Here is a 20,789-nt window from a genome sequence, read left to right as displayed (position 1 = left end):
AGAAATTATGATAAAAACAGAAATCAGAAACATTATTCAGAGAAGAACTTTAGGACTTGTGTTTGTCCTTGGAGCAGCCTCTATGGCATTTGCACAACAGCAACCAAGCGCAACGCAACAAAAATTTTCTGTCACGGGTAATGTCCAAGACAATGCGAAAAGCGGAATTGGCTACGCCTCGTTAACATTCAAAAACAAACAAACAACGCAACTAAGCGATGCAGTTCTGGCGGATGTGAATGGTAATTTTAAAATCGAATTAGCTGCAGGAAGTTACGACGTAACAATCGAAGCTATTGATTTTAAAACTAAAACACAAACAATTCAGATTGCTAAATCAGGTGCGATTCCTGCTTTTGTGATCCAAGGAAATGAAGTAGCAAATCTTGATCAAACAACGCAAATACAAGGTGTTGTTATTACTGCTGCTGCCCCAAAAGCTTACAAAGTTGAGCTTGATAAAAAGACGTACGATCCTTCGCAAGATATCGTTAGCAAAGGCGGAAACTTGCAAGATGTATTATCTAATGTACCTTCAGTTTCTGTAGATACGGACGGAACGGTATCAATGAGAGGAAATTCTAACGTTAAGTTTTTAATTAATGGTAAACCTTCTTCTCTTTTAGGAATTGATGATGGCGCCAATGCTTTGCAATCTATCCCAGCCGATCAAATCGAGAAAATTGAAGTGATCACCAACCCATCTTCAAAATTTGAAGCATCGGGAACTGCAGGTATCTTGAATATCATTCTTAAAAAAGATAAAAAAATAGGCTTCAATGGTACTGTAACTGGTACATTAGGTTATTTACCGAGAACCAATCTTAATGCTAACCTTAACTGGAGAAAAGGCAACTGGACTTGGTATGTTAATGGTGGCGGTGGTTATCAAAAAAATGAAAGTTCTAGTAAGAATTACATGACGAGAAAAGATAATCCTTCAACATGGGATTATACTAAAAACTCTTTCACACAAATTTCTAACCAAGATGGTGAAACCAAAAGAGAGGGCGACAACTACAATTTAACAGCTGGTGTTGTACATGATTTATCAGATAAAACGACGATTAACCTTTCTGGGATGATTAGAAGTTTTAATAATGATAGTAATACGTTAAATAATTACGCTGAAAAAACTTACTCTTCTGCAAGTAGCTTTGACAATTTTTTAAGAAATCGTAACAGCTTTGGAAATAACAAAAATTTTGCAACGCAGTTAGATTTCGGAGTTGATCAGAAACTTGATGATAACGGACAATTATTAACAGTTTCTGCTAGCTACCAAACCAACAAAAGTGACGGAACAAACCAAATTGTACAAAACACTTTTAAAAATCAAATTCTACAAACAACTGGTAACTCCATCAATAATGTAGATACAGATTCTAAATCTGACACCTTCATTGGTAAGTTAGATTACGAACTTCCAATTGGGGATCACTCTAAGTTAGAAGCGGGTGCGCGTTATGATTACAATAAAAACACTTACGATTATTTTGTTAATCAAAGTGATGATGGTGGCGCTTATTACACAAGATATGACTTCACGAGTAATACCGTTTACTCTGAAAATATTTTAGGAATTTACGCACAGTTCAAGAGTAAAATTGGTGAAAAATTTGGTTATCAATTAGGTTTAAGAAGCGAAACTTCAAAAATCGACATCAACTTTTTAAGTCATGATTTAATAACTGGTGCGCCAATCCAAAATCCTGAGGTTAAAAAAGATTACACGAAGTTATTCCCAAGTGTTTTCTTAAGTTATGATATCGCAAAAGGCAATCAGGTTTTATTAAATTATTCTAGAAGAATCCAGAGACCAAGGGCTTTCACGATGATTCCGTTCATGTCGTTTGACGATGACAGAAACTACTTCCGTGGTAACCCAAATCTTAACCCAACTTACGAAAACTCTTTCGAGCTAGGTTATGCAATTACTAAAAAGAAATTCACGATTAACCCAACTTTGTATTATAAAAAATCTGAGGATGAAGTTAACCGTTTCCAATATTTAGATGACAAAGGTGCGATTAACACAATGCCTTTCAACGTTGGTACAGAAACTAATTATGGTCTTGACCTTAACGGAACTTACGATCCATTCTCATGGTGGAAAATGATGTTGTCTGCAGATTTGTATGGTTACAATAATACGGGTAACATGAAACTTAACGGAAAGTACATGGACTTTTCGGGTGATGGCTTCTCTTACAGATTAAGATTAAACACAACATTTAGACCAACTAAAACTTTTAGTTTCCAAGTGCAATCGTTCTACAGAGGTGCTGAAAAAACTGTTATGAATAACCGTAAAGCAATGTATGGCGTTGACTTTGGAGCAACACAAACACTTTGGAAAGGTAATGGTACTTTAGCCTTCAACATTAGAGATATTTTCAATACGAGAAGAATGAAGAACTACACCAATACGGAGGATTTCGTAAGAGATATGGAAATGCAATGGCAACCAAGACAGTTTAGCTTATCATTGACTTACCGTTTCAAACAAGGAGAAAAGGTTGAACAACCTAAAAAGAAAAAAGACATCAACAGCAACTACGATGGTGGTGACGACCAAAGCCCAATGTAATATTTGTGGACTTTATATATAAATTAAAAACTGCTTTCGGGCAGTTTTTTTTTATGATTAAAACTAGGCTTTAGGCTTTAGGCTTTAGGCTTTAGGCTTTAGGCAAAATTAATTCATAATTCATAATTCATAATTCATAATTCATAACTAAAATTTAAAAACAAAAAAGCCACATCTTGCGACGTGGCTTTTATTGTCAGATAAAATCTGTGGATTATTTACCTCCGAAAGACTTATCTTTAATTCTTGCTTTTTTACCTCTAAGATTACGGAAGTAGTAGATTCTAGCTCTTCTAACTCTACCTTCTCTGTTAACTTCAATTTTTTGAAGTGCAGGCATGTTGATTGGGAAAACTCTCTCTACACCAACATCTCCACTCATTTTTCTGATAGTAAATGTTTTAGTAGCACCAGTTCCTCTCAATTGGATAACAACTCCTTTGAAGAACTGAGTTCTTGTTTTTTGACCTTCCTTAATTTCGTAATAAACAGTGATTGTATCACCAGCTTTGAAACTTGGGAAATCTTTTTTGTCAATGTACTTCTCTTGTACGTACTTAATTAAATCCATTATTTATAAAATAAAATAATTCAAAGTCAAGCAACTTACACGTCTATCGTCAGAGGTTGGTTAACAGATTGCAAAATTAGTAATTTTTATTAATCCCACAATAGTATTTTTAAAATTTTATTTAAGTTTAAACAACAAATTGTCAAGCACTTATCAAAGCTCGTATTTATACTTATTTTCCAAAATTTGATTTAATACCAACTAAAAGTCGAACAATTAAGAATTTTTTATATTTTATAATGTATAGTATCTAAAATCTTATCACTATTTTTGCCAGATGTTAAAAAAGCTATTAGAACTTACTGTTTTGGCAATGCTCGCTTCTTGTGGAAAAGAGGTTATGCCCAAGCCAAGCGGCGATTTGAGGTTAGAATATCCCAAACCTCGCTATCAGACCTTTAATAGTGCATGTCCATTTCAGTTTGATTATTCGGATTTTGCGGTGATACAAGATGCTAAAAAACCTTGTTGGTACAACATCAACTACAAAGGGATGAAGGCAAAAATCTTCATCACATATCTTCCGATAACCAGCGACTTCCAAACCCATCTAAAGGAAGCAGAAAGAATGGTGTACGAACATACAATAAAAGCTACAGCAATCAACACCAAAAGTTTTGCTTATCCAGAAAAGAAAGTTTATGGTAATTTTTACGAATTGCAAGGGCAGACGGCGTCTAACATTCAGTTTTATGTAACGGACAGCACGAAGCATTTTTTAACAGGAAATTTGTATTTCAACACTCGCCCAAAGCCAGATTCTTTGGCGCCAGCGATAGATTATATTAAAAAAGATATGCTCCATTTGATTGACACATTCGAGTGGAAAAAATAAAATTTAACTTAAAATAAAGACCTATAGATATGAAATTACTAGCAGTAGGAACAGTAGCATTTGATGCCATCGAAACACCATTTGGAAAAACAGACAAAATCCTAGGAGGAGCAGCAACTTACATTGGACTTGCAGCTTCAGCTTTGGAGGCAGAAGTTGGATTGGTTTCTGTAATTGGTGGCGACTTTCCGCAAGGCTATTTGGATATGTTAACATCAAAAAACATCAATATCGATGGTGTAGAAATCATTAAAGAAGGGAAAACTTTCTTCTGGAGCGGAAAATACCATAACGATCTTAACTCTCGTGACACCTTAGTGACAGAACTAAATGTTTTAGAAAATTTTGATCCAAAAATCCCTGCAAGTTTTGCTGATGCTGATGTTTTAATGTTAGGAAATCTTCATCCAGCGGTACAGTTAGCAGTTTTGGAAAGAATGAGCCAACGACCAAAAATGGTGATCCTAGACACAATGAATTTCTGGATGGATCTTACTTGGGATCTCTTGATGGAAGTTATTGCTAAAACGGATGTTATCACAATTAACGATGAAGAAGCTAGACAACTTTCGGGTGAATATTCTTTGGTAAAAGCAGCTCAAAAAATCCATGCTTTAGGTCCAAAATTCGTGATTATTAAAAAAGGTGAGCACGGCGCATTATTGTTCCACGAAGGGAAAATATTTGCAATTCCGGCTTTACCATTAGAAGAAGTTTTTGATCCAACAGGTGCTGGTGACACCTTCGCAGGTGGACTTGCAGCTTACATCACAAAAACTGGAGATTTCAGTTTTGCAAATCTTAAAAACGCCCTTATCGTAGGAAGTGCAATGGCATCCTTCACGGTAGAAAAATTCGGAACTGTACGTCTAGAAGATGTTACTAAAGAAGAGTTGAAAGGTCGTATCAACCAATTCCGTGAGTTAACAACTTTCGAATTGACAATGTAAAATGATTGTTTTCGAACATCAAAACAATATTTAATAATGAAGAAGAGCCTTTTTGTATTAGTAGCTTTGGCAACACAGCATGTATTTGGTCAAAGTCTTGTGGTTGGCGAACAAAGTATCACACTTAAAGATTTTAAAGAAAAGTATAAATACGGATTAGAAAACACAGGCGTTGATGCGACCATCAACTCAACGGTAGAATTCATGCTTTTGCAACAATTGGCAAAAGAGAAAAAAGCGGATACGATTACATCTTTTCGTAATGCTGTGGCGATGCGCGTTCGTGATCTTAAAGAGACCAAATTAATCCCAAGTGCGATTCTAGACCCAATCGTTGCTAACTATGTTAAAGCCAATCAAAACGAATATCGAATTTTGGTTTTCAATGTTATTAAAGAAGAAGGCGACACCAACAATTACGATCAAATTTATAAAGACGTAAAAGCGGGTACAACCAAAATGGAAGACGCGATTTTGACGTATGTTAAAAATCCAGTCCCAGCATCTTTCGTAAAAGCTGGTACACTTGACAACGAGCTTTTCAGCGAAATCGAAAAAACACCAATCGGTAGTTATACAAAGCTTTTCAGCGCAAACGGAAGTGTTGTTTTTGCTAAAGTTTTGGACAAAAGACCAAGTCTTGGCTATATTACTTTTGGGACTATCTCTTATCCAAATGATTTTAACACCGATGAGTCTAAGGCTAAAATATATTCAGCTTTAAAATCGGGTAAAAAATTCGAAGATGTTACTAAAGAATTAGGTTCTACCGACCACGAAAGAAAAGCGGGTGGACTTGTATTTGGCTCCCCTATTCTTCCTGACGAAGTTTATGCTCAGTTCAAAGGGAAAACAAAAGGTTATTACACCACAGAACCTGTTAAAATTGATAACAAATATTTTATTTTCAACATTTATAATATTGAACCTTATCAATTAACGGCTGACAATAAAGAGTTTTTTATACGTGAAGTTAAAAACAGTACATACGCAAATCAGGTGACTGACGAAGTCCTAAAAAGCATTATGGTGGCACCCAACTATAAAGAATATGCGGATCTTGCGACGATTAAGAAAAGTTATGCAGATTTCAAAGCTTTTAAAAACCAGTCGGCGCCACTTTTCCAGTACAAAACAAAAACAGAAAAATACTCTGACCTAAAGAATTTTATTGAGAAAAACTACAAAGATCTTGACAAAATAACACCTAAAGAATGGTCAGCATTAATCGATTATCACATCGACAATTCTGTGTACAGTGCATTTGCAGAAGAGTTTACAGAACGCCCTGAGATTAAAAAAGAACTTGATGATCTTCGTCAAAACTTATATTCGCAATGGATTTTTGATGATTATCTAAAAGCTGAAATCAACAAAGATGTTGCAAAACAAAAAGCTTACTACGAAAGCCATAAAGACCAATACAAATGGGAAAAAAGTGCTAAAAGTCGTGTAGCAATTATTTCGGATCCTAAGCTAGTTTCGGAGGTTAAAAAAGAAATGTCTGATACTAAAAAGTGGGAAGCTCTTAAAGCTAAATATGATAAAAAACTTAGTGATAAGAACAAAATATTAGTAAGCTTCGAAGAAGGAAAAGTACCATCAACAGCGGAAGTTTTCACAGAATATAAAGTGCCTTACGAAAAGGGAATTCATCAAACTAAAGTTAAAGACCGCGACGTTATTGTTGCAGTGGACGAACTTTTACCAGAAGAAACCATGACCTTCGAAGAAGCGCAAGACACTGTGAAAGATGCGATGACAGAGGCTATGTTGCAAGAGACGCTTGCCAATCAAAAAAAGAAAGTTAAAGTGGAGATTCAACCTGGTTTTGTTGAAGATTTAAAGAAGACTTTTAAGAAATAATTATAATAAAAGATTGACTACAATCCATTTATAATACTATTTTTGCAAACAAATTTTACACAAAAAATAATGTTAAATAATTTTAAAGCGGTTTTTATTTTGTTAGCCTTGGTTCTTTTCAGCACCAAAATTAATGCTCAAATAAAGCCTGGACAGTTCTTAGATGGTATTGCTGCGGTTATCGGTGACGAAATTGTATTAGAATCTGACATCGAAGAACAAGCCAACTACGCACAACAGCAAGGGACTAAAGTTGCAGATAAGTGTGAATTTTTATCCAGCATCGTTAATAACAAAATCATTATCTACGAAGCAAAAAGAGATACTGTTATCGAAAATCGTTCGGCGCAGATCAAAGATATGGCACTACAAAAGTATAACCAAATCTTGTCTCAGTTCCCAGATGAAAAGACGATGTTGGGCATGTACAAATTCCGTACAGGATATGAAATGCGTAACGCTATCGAAAAAATTGACTCTGACCAATATTACGGACAACAAAAATATGCGAGAATTACTGACAAAACAGACGTTACACCTAACGAAGTGACGGATTTTTTCAACCAATTCAAATTTCAATTACCGCAAGTTAAAGACGAAGTTGTATTGGGTAAAATCAGTATTTTCCCAAAGTTAACGGAAGCTCACAAGCAAGAATTAATTGATAAACTTAACAAGATCAAAAAAGATGTCGAAGCTGGTGAATCTTTCGAAACACAAGCAAGAATCTACTCCGAGGATGAAGGTTCGGCTTCTAACGGTGGACTTTACAAAGCCATTAACAAAGGTCAAATGGTAAAGCCTTTCGAAGCGGCTGCGCTTAACCTGCAAGATGGTGAACTGTCAGATCCAGTAGAATCAGAGTTTGGTTTCCATTTAATTCAATTGATTAAAAGAACTGGTAACAAATACGATGCGAGACATATTTTGTTAAAAGCAACGCCAACCAAGGAAGAAATTGCTGCAACTAAAAAACAGTTGGAAGATATTCGTCAGCAGATTTTGGATAAGAAAATGACTTTCAAAGATGCAGCTTACAAGTATTCTGACGATAAGTCAACCAAATTTAATGCAGGTGTTATGCAATCTCAAGATGGTGGTGACAAAATCGAAAAACTTCACCTAGATCCTACCATTTCTTATCAAATTGCAGGTCTTAACAAAGACGATATTACGGAGCCTTTCGAAGAAACTGTTAATAGAAAACAAGCTGTATCTATCGTAAGTGTTAATGACATTATCGACGCACATACTTTAGACCTTAATACGGATTACGAAAGAGTTAAAGACTATGCTCTTAACAAAAAGAAAGGCGAAATAGTTGACAAATGGGTGAAATCTAAAATCCCAAATATCTTTATTTCAATTGATGATAAATACAACGATTGCAAAATAAAAGATTCGCTTACTAAAAAGAAGTAATTTTTATTAAAAATATAAAACCTCACTAGCAACAGTGAGGTTTTTTTTGTTTAAAAGCGAAGTCTGTCCAAAAATAAATACTTATCTTTAATGCTATTAATTTCAAAAAATGAAGAAAATAACGATTGGTGTAATCGCATTCTGCGGATTGCTAGTTAGTAATCATGCAGTAGCGCAAACAAACGGAGCTGCAAAAACTCCCGTTTCTAATAGTCCAAAACAATATCAAGAAGCAGGCATCGACCTGTCGATGATGGACAAATCTGTCAGACCTCAAGATGATTTTTTCAGTTACGTTAATGGTAACTGGGTAAAAACTGCCAAAATCCCTGCGGATAAAGCTAGTTGGGGTTCTTTTAACGAACTTCGTGAGAAAACAGACGAAGCATCGTTAGACATTCTTAATCACATTTTAACAGACAAATTTACGACTGGTACCGAAGGTAAAAAAATCCAAGATCTTTACGCATCTTATATGGATCTAAAGAAAAGAGATGCTGACGGTCTTAAGCCTATCCAAGCAGATTTTAAGAAAATTGATGCCATCAAAAATCTTAAAGATTTGCAATCATATCTTGACCAAGCGACCAAATATGGAGACAATCCGTTATACGATTGGCGCGTTGGTCCAGACCTTAAAGATTCTAAAAACAATGCCATTTATCTTGGTGCTGCAGATCTTGGTTTAGGAAAAGATTATTATCAAAAAGAAAACGAAGCCAACACAAAAACCTTAGCAGAATATCAAAAACATGTTACTGCTTTATTAAATGTTTTAGGAAATAAAAACAGTTCTGAAGTTGCAAAAAATATCGTTGATTTCGAAAAATCTTTGGCTAAATCTTATTTAACTTTAGAACAAGGTCGCGATGCTAACAAGCGTTATAACCCAAAGACAACTGCCGAATTATCAGCAATGGTTAAGAATGTTAACTTGCCAGAATATTTAAAAAATGTTGGTGTTAACACAGACCGCGTTATCATCGGAGAATTGGCTTACTATGAGAAGTTGGATAGTTTTATTAATGAAAAAAATCTTCCTTTACTAAAAGATTATATGAAGGTGAGATTGCTTTCTGGCAACGCTGGTGTTCTTAACCAAAACATGGACAAACTGAATTTCGATTTCTATAGCAAATATCTACAAGGCCAAGAAGAGCAACGTGCGCTTAACAAGCGTGGTCTGCAAATGATAAATGGTGTATTGGGAGAAGCTTTCGGAAAGTTGTATGTAGAAAAATACTTCCCAGAAGAAGCAAAAACACAAATGGAAGAGTTGATTGGTTACCTTGTAAAAAGCTACCAAAAGCATATTTCTGAGCTAGAATGGATGTCTGCAACAACCAAACAAAAAGCTTTGGAGAAGCTATCGAAATTCACTGTAAAAGTGGCTTATCCAGACAAATGGGAAGATTATTCTAAACTAAATATCGAAGGTCCAAATAAGATTTCTCTTTATGAAAATTTAAAAAATGTTTCTGCTTGGCGTTATTCCAAAAATTTAGAAAAAGTTGGAAAAGCAGTTGACAAAACAAAATGGGGCATGACACCACAAACGGTTAACGCGTACTACAGCCCATCTAACAACGAAATCGTTTTCCCAGCGGGGATTCTTCAGCCGCCTTTCTTTAACTTTAAAGCAGATCCAGCAGTTAATTTTGGTGGAATCGGTGCAGTTATTGGTCACGAAATCGGACATGGTTTTGATGATAGCGGTTCCAAATTTGATGGTGACGGAAACCTTAACAATTGGTGGACAGACGAAGATCGCAAAAATTTCGAAGCTGCTACTAAAAAATTAGGTGAGCAATACTCTAGCTACGAACCAGTACCCGGAACAAAAGTTAACGGAACTTTCACAATGGGAGAAAATATCGGTGATTTAGGAGGTGTTGCGGTAGCTTATGACGCTTTACAAATGTATCTTAAAGATAAGGGAAATCCGGGCTTAATAAGCGGTTACACGCAAGACCAAAGATTCTTCTTAAGCTGGGCAACGGTTTGGAGAACCAAATCAACAGAAAAATATTTAATCAATCAGGTTAAAACAGATCCACATTCGCCAGGAATGTACCGTGCTGTTGGGCCTTTGGTTAACGTTGATGCATTCTTCAAAGCTTTTGACATCAAAGAAGGTGATAAACATTATAAAAAACCAGAAGACAGAATTAAAATCTGGTAATAGAAAACTTACAACAAAGGCTATCCGATTTTGGATAGCCTTTTATTTTTGAATTTAGTTTAAACTAAAATTTTATTTAAATCTTTCAAAAGCAGCTCTTTCTAACATTTCGCGATCATCAGGGTGCGAAATATCGATTAAAGCTTTTGCACGTTGTTTTAGGTTTTTACCATACAAATAGGCAGTCCCAAATTCTGTACAAACATAATGCATGTGACCTCTAGTCGTCACTACGCCAGCACCTTCTTTTAAGAACGGAACAATTCTCGGAATTCCTTTTTTGGTACGAGAGCTTAAAGCCATAATTGGTTTCCCTCCTTCGCTAAGTGCAGCACCACGCATAAAGTCCATTTGTCCTCCAATGCCGCTGTATTGATAAGTCCCGATAGAGTCTGCACAAACTTGTCCTGTTAAGTCAATTTCGATTGCTGAGTTAATCGCATGCATCTTTTTGTTTTTCATGATATTGATTGGGAAATTAACATGCTGAACATCCAAAAATGCAATCGCTGGATTATCATCTACAAAATCATACAATTTTTTAGTCCCAAAACAAAAACTCGTTATACTTACATTATTATGAAAATCTTTGAATTTGTTGTTAATAACATCATTTTTGATAAGGTCGATAACGCCATCGCTCAACATTTCGGTATGTATTCCGAGATCTTTATGATTTCCTAAAGATTTAAGAACAGCATCAGGAATAGTCCCAATACCCATTTGGATTGTTGCCTTGTCATCGATAAGTTCTGCAACATATTTACCGATTTTGGCTTCTTCTTCTCCAGCTTTCGCACCATAATCAATGGTCATTAATTCCTCTTCATGCCAAACAAATTTATCGATTTTGCTAACGTGGACCATCCCGTCACCATGTGTTCTTGGCATTTTTGGATTAACCTGTGCTATAACAATTTTGGCAGTATCAACAGCAGATCTTGCTATATCAACCGAAGTTCCTAAAGTAACATAACCATGCTTATCTGGTGGCGACACAGTTATAATCGCAACATCCAAAGGCAAAATATTATTTTTAAATAAAATTGGAATTTCACTCAAAAAAATTGGAACAAAATCTCCTCTTTCCGAGTTAACAGCCTGCCGAACTGGTGTAGAGACAAATAAAGAATTTATTTTAAAACTTCCTTCATAACCGGGTTGTGCAATAGCAACATCACCTTGTTGAGTGATAGAAACCATTTCCACATTTTGTAGCCTGTGACTCTGTTTTGCCAATTCGTTTAACAAAAAGTTGGGTGTACATGCACTTCCGTGTGAAAAGATACGATCACCGCTTTTAACCACAGATACAGCCTCTTCCGCACTTACATAGTTTATCATAATTACTTTTACTTACTATTTAGTCGTATTATTTAAAATTAGCACTTTGTTAAAACATGAAAAAATGAGATTTGTCATGTAATCTAGCGAACATTCGCTATTCTAGCCAACTTGTCAAATACGATGGATCCTCAACCTTCATCGCTTCCTCTGTCAATAACAAAGGACGGAAAGGGTCAACCATTACGGCGTATTCATGCGTTTCTTTAACACCGATACTGCGTTCCATCGCGCCAGGATGTGGACCATGCACTATCCCACCAGGATGCAATGTAAAGTCCATCAAATCGATATGATTACGACTCATAAAATCGCCTTCGGTATAAAACAAAACCTCGTCCGAATCGATATTAGAATGGTTGTATGGCGCAGGAATTGCCAATGGATGGTAATCAAAAAGTCTCGCCACAAAGGAACAAACGACAAAATTGTGTGCCTCAAAAGTTTGATGTACCGGAGGCGGTTGGTGTACGCGGCCTGTAATAGGTTCGAAATTTTTAATGTTAAATTTGAACGGATAAAAGAAACCATCCCAGCCCACAACATCGAATGGATGCGTCGCATAGGTGATATCCCAAATCATGTCCTCTTTTTTAACCTTTATTAAAAACTCTCCTTTTTCGTCTTTTGGTGCGTAAAGTGTCGGTACAATAATATCGCGCTCACAGAAAGGCGAATGTTCTAACAATTGTCCGAACTCGTTTCTGTAACGTTTTGGTGTATAGATTGGCGAATTACTTTCTATGAAAAATAAAACATTGTTTTCGGTTTCAAATTCCATTTGATAGATTGTTCCGCGCGGTATAATCAAATAATCTCCAACCCCAAATTCTAAATCTCCAACAAAAGTTTTAAGAACACCTTTTCCTTCATGCACAAAAAACAACTCGTCCATATGGGCATTTTTATAAAAATATCCGGTAGATTTTCGAGGTTTGGCAAGTCCCATTTTTAGGTCATTGTTTAACATCAAAATCTTTCTGCTCTCCAAAAAATCATCTTCTGGCGTCACATCTTTCCCCTTAAACATTCTTGGTTGAATGTTTTTAGCCACTGCAATTTGTGGTGTTGCGTCCTTGTAAAGCTTCACTTCCTTTATCTGTGTAGGACGGTGGATGTGGTACAACAACGACGAAATCCCATGAAAACCTTCTGTCCCGAACAATTGCTCGTAATAGAAATTATCTTCTGGCGACTTAAAAACTGTATGTCTTTTCTGTGGAATATTTCCGGAGCTATGATATCTCATTTTTACTTTTCGCTTTTTTCAAATTTAATCATTTTCAAGCATTTCTTAAACATTAAAAATTTAGAATAAATTTTCTCACTCAAATATTTTTGTTAGATTTGTCTAACTTTAAAATAACATGGTCAAAACTTATTTAATTTTATCGCTTAGTTTATCCGCTTTTTCATATTCGCAAGAGCTTGATAGTTTGCAAATAGACAGTGATACAATAGCTGTAAGCTCAACTTTTAATTCAAAAAAAATAGAAGGTGTTAACATTATTAAACATCAAAGACCGCAAAAGAAAACGAATAGTATTATCCCAATAGAAGTCTATTCATCGGCTTTTTTACGAAAAAGTAATACTAACAACATTTTCGATTCGGTGGCGATGATTAACGGTGTCAAACCTCAACTTAACTGTGCAGTTTGTAACACTGGCGATATCCACATCAACGGTATGGAAGGTCCTTACACGCTCATACTTATCGACGGAATGCCAATTGTCAGCTCCTTATCAACCGTATACGGACTTAGCGGAATACCAAGCAATTTGGTTGATCGTATCGAAGTTATTAAAGGTCCAGCCGAAGCAACTTATGGCGCCGAAGCTATGGGTGGAATAATCAATATTATTACAAAAAATCCGTTGACATCACCAAAACTAAGCCTCGACTATTCCTCTTCATCGGATGCAGAACTGAATCTCGATCTAGCGACGAGTTTTAAAATTAATCCAAAAATATCGAGTCTACTGAGTCTCAACCATTTTTATTTTGGAAATCGAATTGATCTCAACAAAGACAACTTTACCGATACACCTTTACAACACAGAATTTCTGTTTTTAATAAATGGAATTTTAAACGAAAACTAAACAAAAAAGCAAGTCTAGGATTACGTTATTATTATGAAGACCGTTTCGGTGGCGAAATGGATTGGAACAAACAGAACCGTGGAAGTGACCAAATCTACGGTGAAAGCATCTACACCAACCGCCTGGAGGCTTTTGCGTTGTACGACTTACCAACTTCCGAAAACATCACAACCTTGTGGTCTTATAATTATCATCATCAAGATTCATATTACGGCGACACATCATTTTTGGCAGAACAACAAGTCTTTTTCGGTCAAATCCAATGGTTGAAAAAGTTAGGAAAACACCAATTAACTTCTGGCATTACAACAAAATTGACCTCTTATGACGACAATACTGTTGCTACAGAAACCAATCCAGCTACATCATCTTTACAAAACCGAAATCTTTACGGCGCCTTTCTACAAGACGAATGGCAAGTTTCGAAATCCAATGCTTTACTTCTCGCCTATCGACTAGATTATGATAATCAGCACGGCGCGATCCATTCGCCACGTTTGGCTTGGAAGTTTAATCCTAACGAAAACAACACTTTCCGAGCAAGTATCGGTAAAGGATTTCGTGTGGTACATGTTTTTACAGAAGATCATGCCGCTTTGACAGGTTCTCGTGACGTTGTAATTTCCGAAGACCTGAAACCCGAAGAATCCTACAACGCATTTTATAATTATCTAACTAAAATCCCGATTGGAGATTCTAAAATCAATATCGATATATCTGGTTTTTATTCTTATTTCACGAATAAAATTATCGGTGATTTTGATACAGATCCTGATAAAATTATTTTTACAAACTTGGCTGATCACGCCATTTCTAAAGGTTTGTCATTAAATATGGATCTACTTTGGTCTTCACCTTTAAAAATAAATCTAGGACTTACCTACATGGATGTTTATCAAAAATCGGACAGTGAGAAAATACAACAATTGCATGCTCCAAAATGGAGTGGCATCTATAATTTGAGTTATTATTTTCCAAATAATTGGATTGCTGATTTCACAGGACAATTTTATGGACCGATGCGTTTGCCGATTTTGGAAAACGATTTTCGACCAGAATATTCTCCGTTTTTTACATTGGCGAATATCCAAGTTAGGAAGCAATTCAAGCATTTTGAAATCTATGCTGGTGTAAAAAACCTTTTGAACTTCCGACCAAAAAATCCAATTATGCGTCCAAATGATCCGTTCGACCAACAGATTGATGATCCCGCAAATAACCCAAACCATTATACTTTTGATACAACTTATGGTTATGCGCCGATGCAAGGCATCCGAAGTTTTATCGGTGCGAAATGGGAATTAAAATCAAAAAAGTTTTAAATTTAGGTTTTATTAAAAATCATGTCTAAGAAAACAAATGCTGTACGGATTTTAGAATCGCAAAATATCAACTTCGAACTTCAAGAATACGAGGTTGACGAAAACGACCTCAGCGCCGAACATGTCGCAGAATCCTTAGGAATTTCGGCGGAGAAAATTTATAAAACTTTAATTCTGAAAGGTCAAAAAGATCCATTTTTGGTGGCCGTCATTCCAGGTGATGCGCAGCTGGATTTCAAGAAGTTAGCAAAAGCTTCGGGGAACAAAAACTGCGAAATGCTTCCTCTTAAAGATTTATTGACTACAACTGGTTATATCCGAGGTGGTTGCTCGCCAATTGGCATGAAAAAAGCTTTCCCAACTTATATAGAAGAAATAGCAACTCTGGAAAACGAAATCATCATAAGCGCTGGCAAACGTGGTTTGCAAATTATTCTGGATCCAAAGGATTTACAAATTGTAACCGAAGCTAACTTTGCGGATTTGTGTAGTTAAATTATTCAGAACTGATATAAATTATTAAAAGGCTTTCAGGGTTTTGAACCCTGAAAGTCTTCTTGTCTTACAACACAACATCCCGCGTGAGGGATCGACATGGAAATCCTTTGGCTTGGCGTGAGGCGGCGGAGCGTAGCGGAGCCGTCCGAGCGCCAAGCTCAAAGATTGCAACAAAGAGCCCGACCCGAGGATTTTGGCAAAAGAAAACCTCATAGGCTTCTAAAAACCTATGAGGTTTGGCAAAGGAAAAATACGAGGGACACGCCCAAATAATTATTCTTTTAAATTTTATTTTGTTAAATCAAGCCCTCCAAAATTACCAGAACTCATCATCAAAAAGACGCCATCTTTCTTGTCCAAAGTCGCCCAATAATGATGAAGATCTTCGGCATTGGTGAAAACTTTTAAGTTTTCATTTTTGAATTTTTCTTTGATAAAATCTGGAGAAATGGCTTCCATTCTTTTAATTTTCAAAGCGTCTTCCGAATAAAAAACCACCGCATTGTCCAATCCGTCCATCGCATGGTCGTACTGTTCCAAGAAAATCGGGTTAAGACTAGAATAGGTGTGAAGCTCTAAAAATCCGTTTTTGGTTTTGTTAGGAAATTGCTCTACAAAGGCTTTAACAGCGGCTTTCACCTTGCTCGGTGCATGCGCAAAATCTTTGTATAAAATGCCGCCATCTGGACGTTCAACTTTTTCTAAACGCTTGGACGCACCTTTGAAACTCATGATCGCTTCATAGAATTCTTCTTCCATAATGCCCAGTTGCTGGCAAATATGTCGAGCGCCTTCAAGATTTAGCAAATTATGTGCTCCAAAAATCGACAACGGAATATAGCCCATTTCGGTTTTTAAATAGACTGTATCGTCAACAATCTCGTAGTCTGGCGTCTTGTAAGGGATTTTTCTGAAATAATTTTCTGCAGATTCTACAACTTTTACAACCTCAGCATCTTCTTCGTTATAAACTAAAACACCACCAGGCGTTATACTTGCCACAAATTTTCTGAACTGATCAACATAATCATCAAAGGTTTTGAAAACGTTGATGTGATCCCATGCAATTCCAGAAATCAATGCGATATTGGGTTGATACAACAAAAATTTAGACCTTGGATCAAGCGTTGAAGACAAATATTCGTCGCCTTCCAAAATCATAAAATCGTTATCCTCAGTGATTTTCACCATACAATCGAAACCTTCCAACTGTGCACCAACCATATAATCGATGTCCTTTTTATTAAAATTAAGAACATGTAAAATCATTGATGTAATGGTCGTTTTGCCGTGAGAACCGCCAATAACAACTCGTGTTTTCTGTTTGGATTGCTCGTACAAAAATTCTGGATACGAATATATTTTGATACCTAATTCTTTCGCTTTTGCTAATTCTGGATTGTCAGCGTGCGCGTGCATTCCTAAAATAACAGCATCGATATCAGATGTTATTTTTTCTGGAAACCAACCCAACTCAGCAGGAAGAATCTCTTTCTTTTCTAGTCTAGAACGCGATGGTTCAAAAATAGCGTCGTCGGAACCTGTTACTTGATATCCTTTATCTTTAAGCGCAATCGCCAAATTGTGCATCGCACTACCTCCGATTGCAATAAAATGCGTTTTCAATTCAATTTTAATTTGAAACAAAAGTACTAAAAATTAGTCTAGACATTCTCATTTAAATCTATTTTACTGAGTTGAAGAGCAGATTTAGCACCTGTTTTTCGACCAATATTTTTGCGATGGGTATCAACAGTAAAGACACTTAGTTTTAATAATTCTGCAATTTCGCGGCTACTTTTCCCGTCGATGATGAGTTTTATGATTTCAACTTCGCGTTGACTTAATTGCTTTTTCTGAAAAAATTTAGCATTAATACTACTTGGGAAATATTCTTCACCTTTTAGAATCTGATTAATTGCTGCTTGTAAATCTTCATTTTCAAAAGATTTCGGAATAAAACCGTTGACTCCTATTTTTTTCAACTTTTCTATTACGGTCAAATCTTCGTTCATGCTAACCACCAAAATCGGAATACTAGAGTATAAATTTTTAATTTTTAAAGCGGCATCTAGCCCATTTAACTCAGGCATATTAATATCCAAAATAATAAATGTTGGATGACAAGAGTTAAGTTTTTGAAGTAACTCCCGTCCATTACTTGCAGTGGCAATGACTTCGCCTAACTGATGCTCTTTGATAATATCGCTAATACCCTTGACGAGAATAGGATGGTCATCGGCGATTATAAATTGAGTTTTCATGATGTTATTTACTTTATTGGTATGCTGATGATAAATATACTACCATCTTTATTGCTTTCGATGTTAATGTTGCCTTTAAGATAATTGACGCGACTTTTTACAGATCTTATTCCGATTCCTGAAAAATCCGAATCTAGATTAAAACCAATTCCGTTATCTTCCACTGTTATTTCGAGATGTTTGTCTTCATAATAAATTTGACAGTTGATCTCTGTACATTCAGAATGTTTTATCGCATTGTCGACAAGTGCGGTAATCATCCTATAAGTGTGCAAACGCTCTGTTTGTGATAGTTTTGCACCTTCGATATTTTCCTGAAATCCAAATCTGATATTCGGAAACTGTCTTTGATATTGTTCGAACTTATTTGTCAACAAATCATTAATCTTGCTATCTTCTATAAAAGCTGGCATTAATTGATGGCTAATATTCCTCAGGTCTTCATAAATATTTTTCATTTGTCTTAAAATATCAGATTTAACATCCTCTTGAATTGGTTTTTTAGATTCAAAAATATTCTGAATATATAATTTCAATCCAGATAAATGACTTCCGACACCGTCATGAATTTCTTGTGCAATCTCTTTACGTTCTTCTTCTTGTAAATTAAGCATCATTTTGGAGAGCTTCTGGTTTTCAACACTTTTCACTTCAAACTGCTTCCTATTCTCTCGACTTTGTTTAACAATTATTACTATAAAAATGGCTGTTAAAAGAGAAACTTCCACCATCATACCAACCAAAATATTTCCTGGCTGAAAGTAGAATAACTGCATTTGCCATATGGCATCTAGCATATAATTGATAAATGCTATTAAAATAAAAAGTGATGCTACTAGAAAATAGATACTATTCTTATCGCCTTTAATGCTTTGATAAATTATTGAAACGAACACCAAAATTGATACAAGCAATAATAAACTATCAGAAAAAATGGAAAACTCGTATGCGATTGTGTCTTGTACATTAAAAAAAACACACAATAAAAATTGAATCACAACCGTAACAATAATCAAATTCCTGCAGAAAAAAAGAACCCTGTATAATCTAGGAAAATTCCTTTTTTGATCTGTAAACAACTGAAAAACTTTGATACAAAAAATCAACGAAACCAGCAGCCAATACATCTTTGGAAAATTTAACAAAAAATGATAAAGCCACTTTGGCAGCAGTAGAACATCTACAATATTCTCATTAAGTGTAAACAAAATAATGCTGAAAACATAGAAACCATGCCATAAATGCACCTCTTGTTTTAAGATAAAAAAAAGAAAAATATTAAACAGACACATAAAACTAAAATATCCCAAAAATTGCCCAACTGTCATGGCATAATTTTGCTCCCAAAATAACATATCTTCTACCGTTGTAACGTCCGACAAAAAATAGATTTGATTAGCATTTGTAATATTAATTTTAGCCAGAATTTTTTTGAATTCTTTTGGTTTTAGAGTAAAAGGTAGACACAAAGCACGGGAGTCAAAGGGTCTTTCATCAATCATTTGCTCTGGTGAAACTTGAGCTAATAGTCTCGCATTCTTAGCTTTCGTTATGTCATAAAAATCGACCTTGAAATTGTTATTGTAAAAACTCCAAACCAATTGCAAATCTTTTTCGCTTACATTTTTAATAGGAAGGACAAACCAAAAGTCTGATCTTGTATATCTACTGTTGAATACTCGATATTCTTTCTTTTTTCTAAACTGATGATTGCGCTCTAACTTCAAAACTTCTTCTAGAGAAAGCTTTTGAGACTTATCCTCAAAAAAACTCACATAGTCAGCCATCTGCTCCCAGTTAGCACCTTTTATTAAAAAAGTGTCACGAGACTTTTGCTGTCCGAAGAAAAACGAACAACTGATAACTAAAAAAAATATGAAAAATCGACTATACGAGAACATATGTAAATCTAAACATATATTCACACATGCAACATACCGAATATTAGGTATTTCCATTAATAAAAAAACCTGCGAAAATTTCGTAGGTTTTTGATTTATTAGACTTTAGGATCGTCTTTTGCTTTCCGCGCTTTTAGTTCTTCATCGTACTCGTGGAGTAGGTTATGTTCGGGCGTTTGCTCAATTGCGACCATAATTTTGTCAAGAATTTCTGCAGGTGATTCGTTGTCGTAATCGATGTCTAAAGCAGGTTTAAACTCCAAAGTTGGCTTAGTCCCCGTGACTTTTATTTTCAAACCTTTTTTATCGAAAGCTCTACGAAAACCGTTTATTTTTATCGGAATAACAATAGGTCTTTGATTTTTCACCAATTTAGCGGTTCCTTTTCTCCCTTGCGCAAAAGCGGAAGTTGTTCCTTGTGGAAAAGTAATTACCCAACCATTATCCAAGGCTTTCATGATGTTTTCAACTTCGCTCATATCAACCATTCGGTTAACATTTTGCCCTTCGGCACGCCAAGTTCTTTTAACGGTCACCGCACCTGCAATTTTAAAAATTCTGGCAAGAAGTCCTTTGTTCATCGTTTCTTCCGCAGCAACATAATAGAAGTCAACTTTGGGATTTAACAGATAAATTGGATTTTTGATGGTGTTAAGATATCCGTTATTAACAGAACAAAAGGCATGATACATTGCAGCAACATCCGCAAAGTAAGTTTGGTGATTCGACACAAAAAGCACATTGGTTTTTGGTAGATCAACAAGGTTTTCGGAACCTGTAATTTTTAGTTTATTAAAACCATTAAAACGGCGATAAGACACCAAACCTAATATAAAAATTATAAAACGTTTGAGGACATAGATATTCCCAAAAGAGTCTGTAAAAATATTTTTTTTCGCCATTTTTTGCAGTTATAACTCAGCGCTGGTCTGATTTTTTTC

The 20,789-nt window shown here is 35.5% G+C and carries 15 protein-coding genes; 8 read left to right on the top strand and 7 right to left on the bottom strand.

The genetic code is table 11. From position 1 onward, the window contains the following. The first annotated feature begins 7 nt into the window (after positions 1 to 7). Positions 8 to 2,590 (top strand): TonB-dependent receptor domain-containing protein, encoded by a 2,583-nt coding sequence (locus RT037_RS03820; protein ID WP_313028282.1) that lies wholly within the window; start codon positions 8 to 10, stop codon positions 2,588 to 2,590. Positions 2,591 to 2,804: 214 nt separating this feature from the next. Here the strand turns inward: RT037_RS03820 and rplS are convergent, their stop codons facing one another. Continuing rightward, positions 2,805 to 3,161 (bottom strand): 50S ribosomal protein L19, encoded by a 357-nt coding sequence (gene rplS / locus RT037_RS03815; RefSeq protein ID WP_079666161.1) that lies wholly within the window; start codon positions 3,159 to 3,161, stop codon positions 2,805 to 2,807. Between the two features lie 277 nt (positions 3,162 to 3,438). Here rplS and gldD point away from each other — a divergent pair, with 277 nt between their 5' ends. The 5 genes from gldD to RT037_RS03790 all read left to right on the top strand — a co-directional run bounded on the left by gldD (position 3,439) and on the right by RT037_RS03790 (position 10,416). Continuing rightward, complete coding sequence (gene gldD, locus RT037_RS03810; RefSeq protein ID WP_313028280.1) at positions 3,439 to 3,996, top strand: gliding motility lipoprotein GldD; 558 nt, start codon at positions 3,439 to 3,441, stop codon at positions 3,994 to 3,996. 29 nt (positions 3,997 to 4,025) lie between these two features. Continuing rightward, positions 4,026 to 4,946 (top strand): PfkB family carbohydrate kinase, encoded by a 921-nt coding sequence (locus RT037_RS03805; RefSeq protein ID WP_313028278.1) that lies wholly within the window; start codon positions 4,026 to 4,028, stop codon positions 4,944 to 4,946. 36 nt (positions 4,947 to 4,982) lie between these two features. After that, entirely contained in the window at positions 4,983 to 6,812 is a 1,830-nt protein-coding gene (locus RT037_RS03800; protein WP_313028277.1) for a peptidylprolyl isomerase, read from the top strand. 69 nt (positions 6,813 to 6,881) lie between these two features. Next, positions 6,882 to 8,234, top strand: a complete 1,353-nt coding sequence (locus RT037_RS03795) for a peptidylprolyl isomerase (protein WP_313028275.1) — start codon at positions 6,882 to 6,884, stop codon at positions 8,232 to 8,234. Positions 8,235 to 8,343: 109 nt separating this feature from the next. Continuing rightward, positions 8,344 to 10,416 carry a M13 family metallopeptidase gene (locus tag RT037_RS03790; protein WP_313028274.1) on the top strand — a complete coding sequence of 691 codons (2,073 nt, stop codon included), beginning with the start codon at positions 8,344 to 8,346 and terminating at the stop codon, positions 10,414 to 10,416. 72 nt (positions 10,417 to 10,488) lie between these two features. Here RT037_RS03790 and RT037_RS03785 read toward each other — a convergent pair whose 3' ends face one another. Both RT037_RS03785 and RT037_RS03780 read right to left on the bottom strand, forming a co-directional pair. Then, a complete protein-coding gene (locus RT037_RS03785) occupies positions 10,489 to 11,760 on the bottom strand; it encodes an acetyl-CoA hydrolase/transferase C-terminal domain-containing protein (protein ID WP_313028272.1) in 1,272 nt (423 codons plus the stop codon). Between the two features lie 97 nt (positions 11,761 to 11,857). Then, the gene (locus RT037_RS03780) at positions 11,858 to 13,009 is read right to left on the bottom strand and encodes a homogentisate 1,2-dioxygenase (RefSeq protein ID WP_313028271.1); all 1,152 of its coding nucleotides are present in this window, start codon (positions 13,007 to 13,009) and stop codon (positions 11,858 to 11,860) included. 118 nt (positions 13,010 to 13,127) lie between these two features. Here RT037_RS03780 and RT037_RS03775 point away from each other — a divergent pair, with 118 nt between their 5' ends. Together RT037_RS03775 and ybaK are read left to right on the top strand one after the other, a co-directional pair. Further along, entirely contained in the window at positions 13,128 to 15,185 is a 2,058-nt protein-coding gene (locus RT037_RS03775) for a TonB-dependent receptor domain-containing protein (RefSeq protein WP_313028268.1), read from the top strand. A 21-nt stretch (positions 15,186 to 15,206) separates the two neighbouring features. After that, positions 15,207 to 15,680 carry a Cys-tRNA(Pro) deacylase gene (ybaK, locus tag RT037_RS03770; protein WP_312322764.1) on the top strand — a complete coding sequence of 158 codons (474 nt, stop codon included), beginning with the start codon at positions 15,207 to 15,209 and terminating at the stop codon, positions 15,678 to 15,680. A 291-nt stretch (positions 15,681 to 15,971) separates the two neighbouring features. On the opposite strand, the gene murC is transcribed toward ybaK, so the two are convergent. Genes murC through RT037_RS03750 form a run of 4 tightly spaced genes read right to left on the bottom strand, consistent with a single transcriptional unit; the run spans position 15,972 to position 20,750 of the window. Continuing rightward, positions 15,972 to 17,309 (bottom strand): Mur ligase family protein, encoded by a 1,338-nt coding sequence (gene murC / locus RT037_RS03765; RefSeq protein ID WP_312322763.1) that lies wholly within the window; start codon positions 17,307 to 17,309, stop codon positions 15,972 to 15,974. 38 nt (positions 17,310 to 17,347) lie between these two features. Further along, positions 17,348 to 17,947, bottom strand: coding sequence for a response regulator transcription factor (locus tag RT037_RS03760; RefSeq protein WP_312322762.1), 600 nt, complete (start codon positions 17,945 to 17,947; stop codon positions 17,348 to 17,350). A gap of 8 nt (positions 17,948 to 17,955) precedes the next feature. Next, a complete protein-coding gene (locus tag RT037_RS03755; protein ID WP_313028264.1) occupies positions 17,956 to 19,905 on the bottom strand; it encodes a 7TM diverse intracellular signaling domain-containing protein in 1,950 nt (649 codons plus the stop codon). 41 nt (positions 19,906 to 19,946) lie between these two features. Beyond that, positions 19,947 to 20,750, bottom strand: a complete 804-nt coding sequence (locus RT037_RS03750; RefSeq protein WP_313028263.1) for a lysophospholipid acyltransferase family protein — start codon at positions 20,748 to 20,750, stop codon at positions 19,947 to 19,949. Positions 20,751 to 20,789: the final 39 nt, after the last annotated feature.

Origin of the sequence: Soonwooa sp., assembly GCF_032062245.1 — a bacterium.
In the GTDB taxonomy this organism is placed as follows: domain Bacteria; phylum Bacteroidota; class Bacteroidia; order Flavobacteriales; family Weeksellaceae; genus Soonwooa.
Note: the sequence above shows the minus strand (reverse complement) of the source record. Positions and strands in the feature narration are given on the sequence as shown.

Bases quoted from the DNA above. Each gene is read 5' to 3' on its own strand.
- RT037_RS03820 (WP_313028282.1), top strand. From the start codon at position 8: ATGATAAAAACAGAAATCAGAAACATTATTCAGAGAAGAACTTTAGGA.
- rplS (WP_079666161.1), bottom strand. From the start codon at position 3,161: ATGGATTTAATTAAGTACGTACAAGAGAAGTACATTGACAAAAAAGAT.
- gldD (WP_313028280.1), top strand. From the start codon at position 3,439: ATGTTAAAAAAGCTATTAGAACTTACTGTTTTGGCAATGCTCGCTTCT.
- RT037_RS03805 (WP_313028278.1), top strand. From the start codon at position 4,026: ATGAAATTACTAGCAGTAGGAACAGTAGCATTTGATGCCATCGAAACA.
- RT037_RS03800 (WP_313028277.1), top strand. From the start codon at position 4,983: ATGAAGAAGAGCCTTTTTGTATTAGTAGCTTTGGCAACACAGCATGTA.
- RT037_RS03795 (WP_313028275.1), top strand. From the start codon at position 6,882: ATGTTAAATAATTTTAAAGCGGTTTTTATTTTGTTAGCCTTGGTTCTT.
- RT037_RS03790 (WP_313028274.1), top strand. From the start codon at position 8,344: ATGAAGAAAATAACGATTGGTGTAATCGCATTCTGCGGATTGCTAGTT.
- RT037_RS03785 (WP_313028272.1), bottom strand. From the start codon at position 11,760: ATGATAAACTATGTAAGTGCGGAAGAGGCTGTATCTGTGGTTAAAAGC.
- RT037_RS03780 (WP_313028271.1), bottom strand. From the start codon at position 13,009: ATGAGATATCATAGCTCCGGAAATATTCCACAGAAAAGACATACAGTT.
- RT037_RS03775 (WP_313028268.1), top strand. From the start codon at position 13,128: ATGGTCAAAACTTATTTAATTTTATCGCTTAGTTTATCCGCTTTTTCA.
- ybaK (WP_312322764.1), top strand. From the start codon at position 15,207: ATGTCTAAGAAAACAAATGCTGTACGGATTTTAGAATCGCAAAATATC.
- RT037_RS03760 (WP_312322762.1), bottom strand. From the start codon at position 17,947: ATGAAAACTCAATTTATAATCGCCGATGACCATCCTATTCTCGTCAAG.
- RT037_RS03755 (WP_313028264.1), bottom strand. From the start codon at position 19,905: ATGGAAATACCTAATATTCGGTATGTTGCATGTGTGAATATATGTTTA.
- RT037_RS03750 (WP_313028263.1), bottom strand. From the start codon at position 20,750: ATGGCGAAAAAAAATATTTTTACAGACTCTTTTGGGAATATCTATGTC.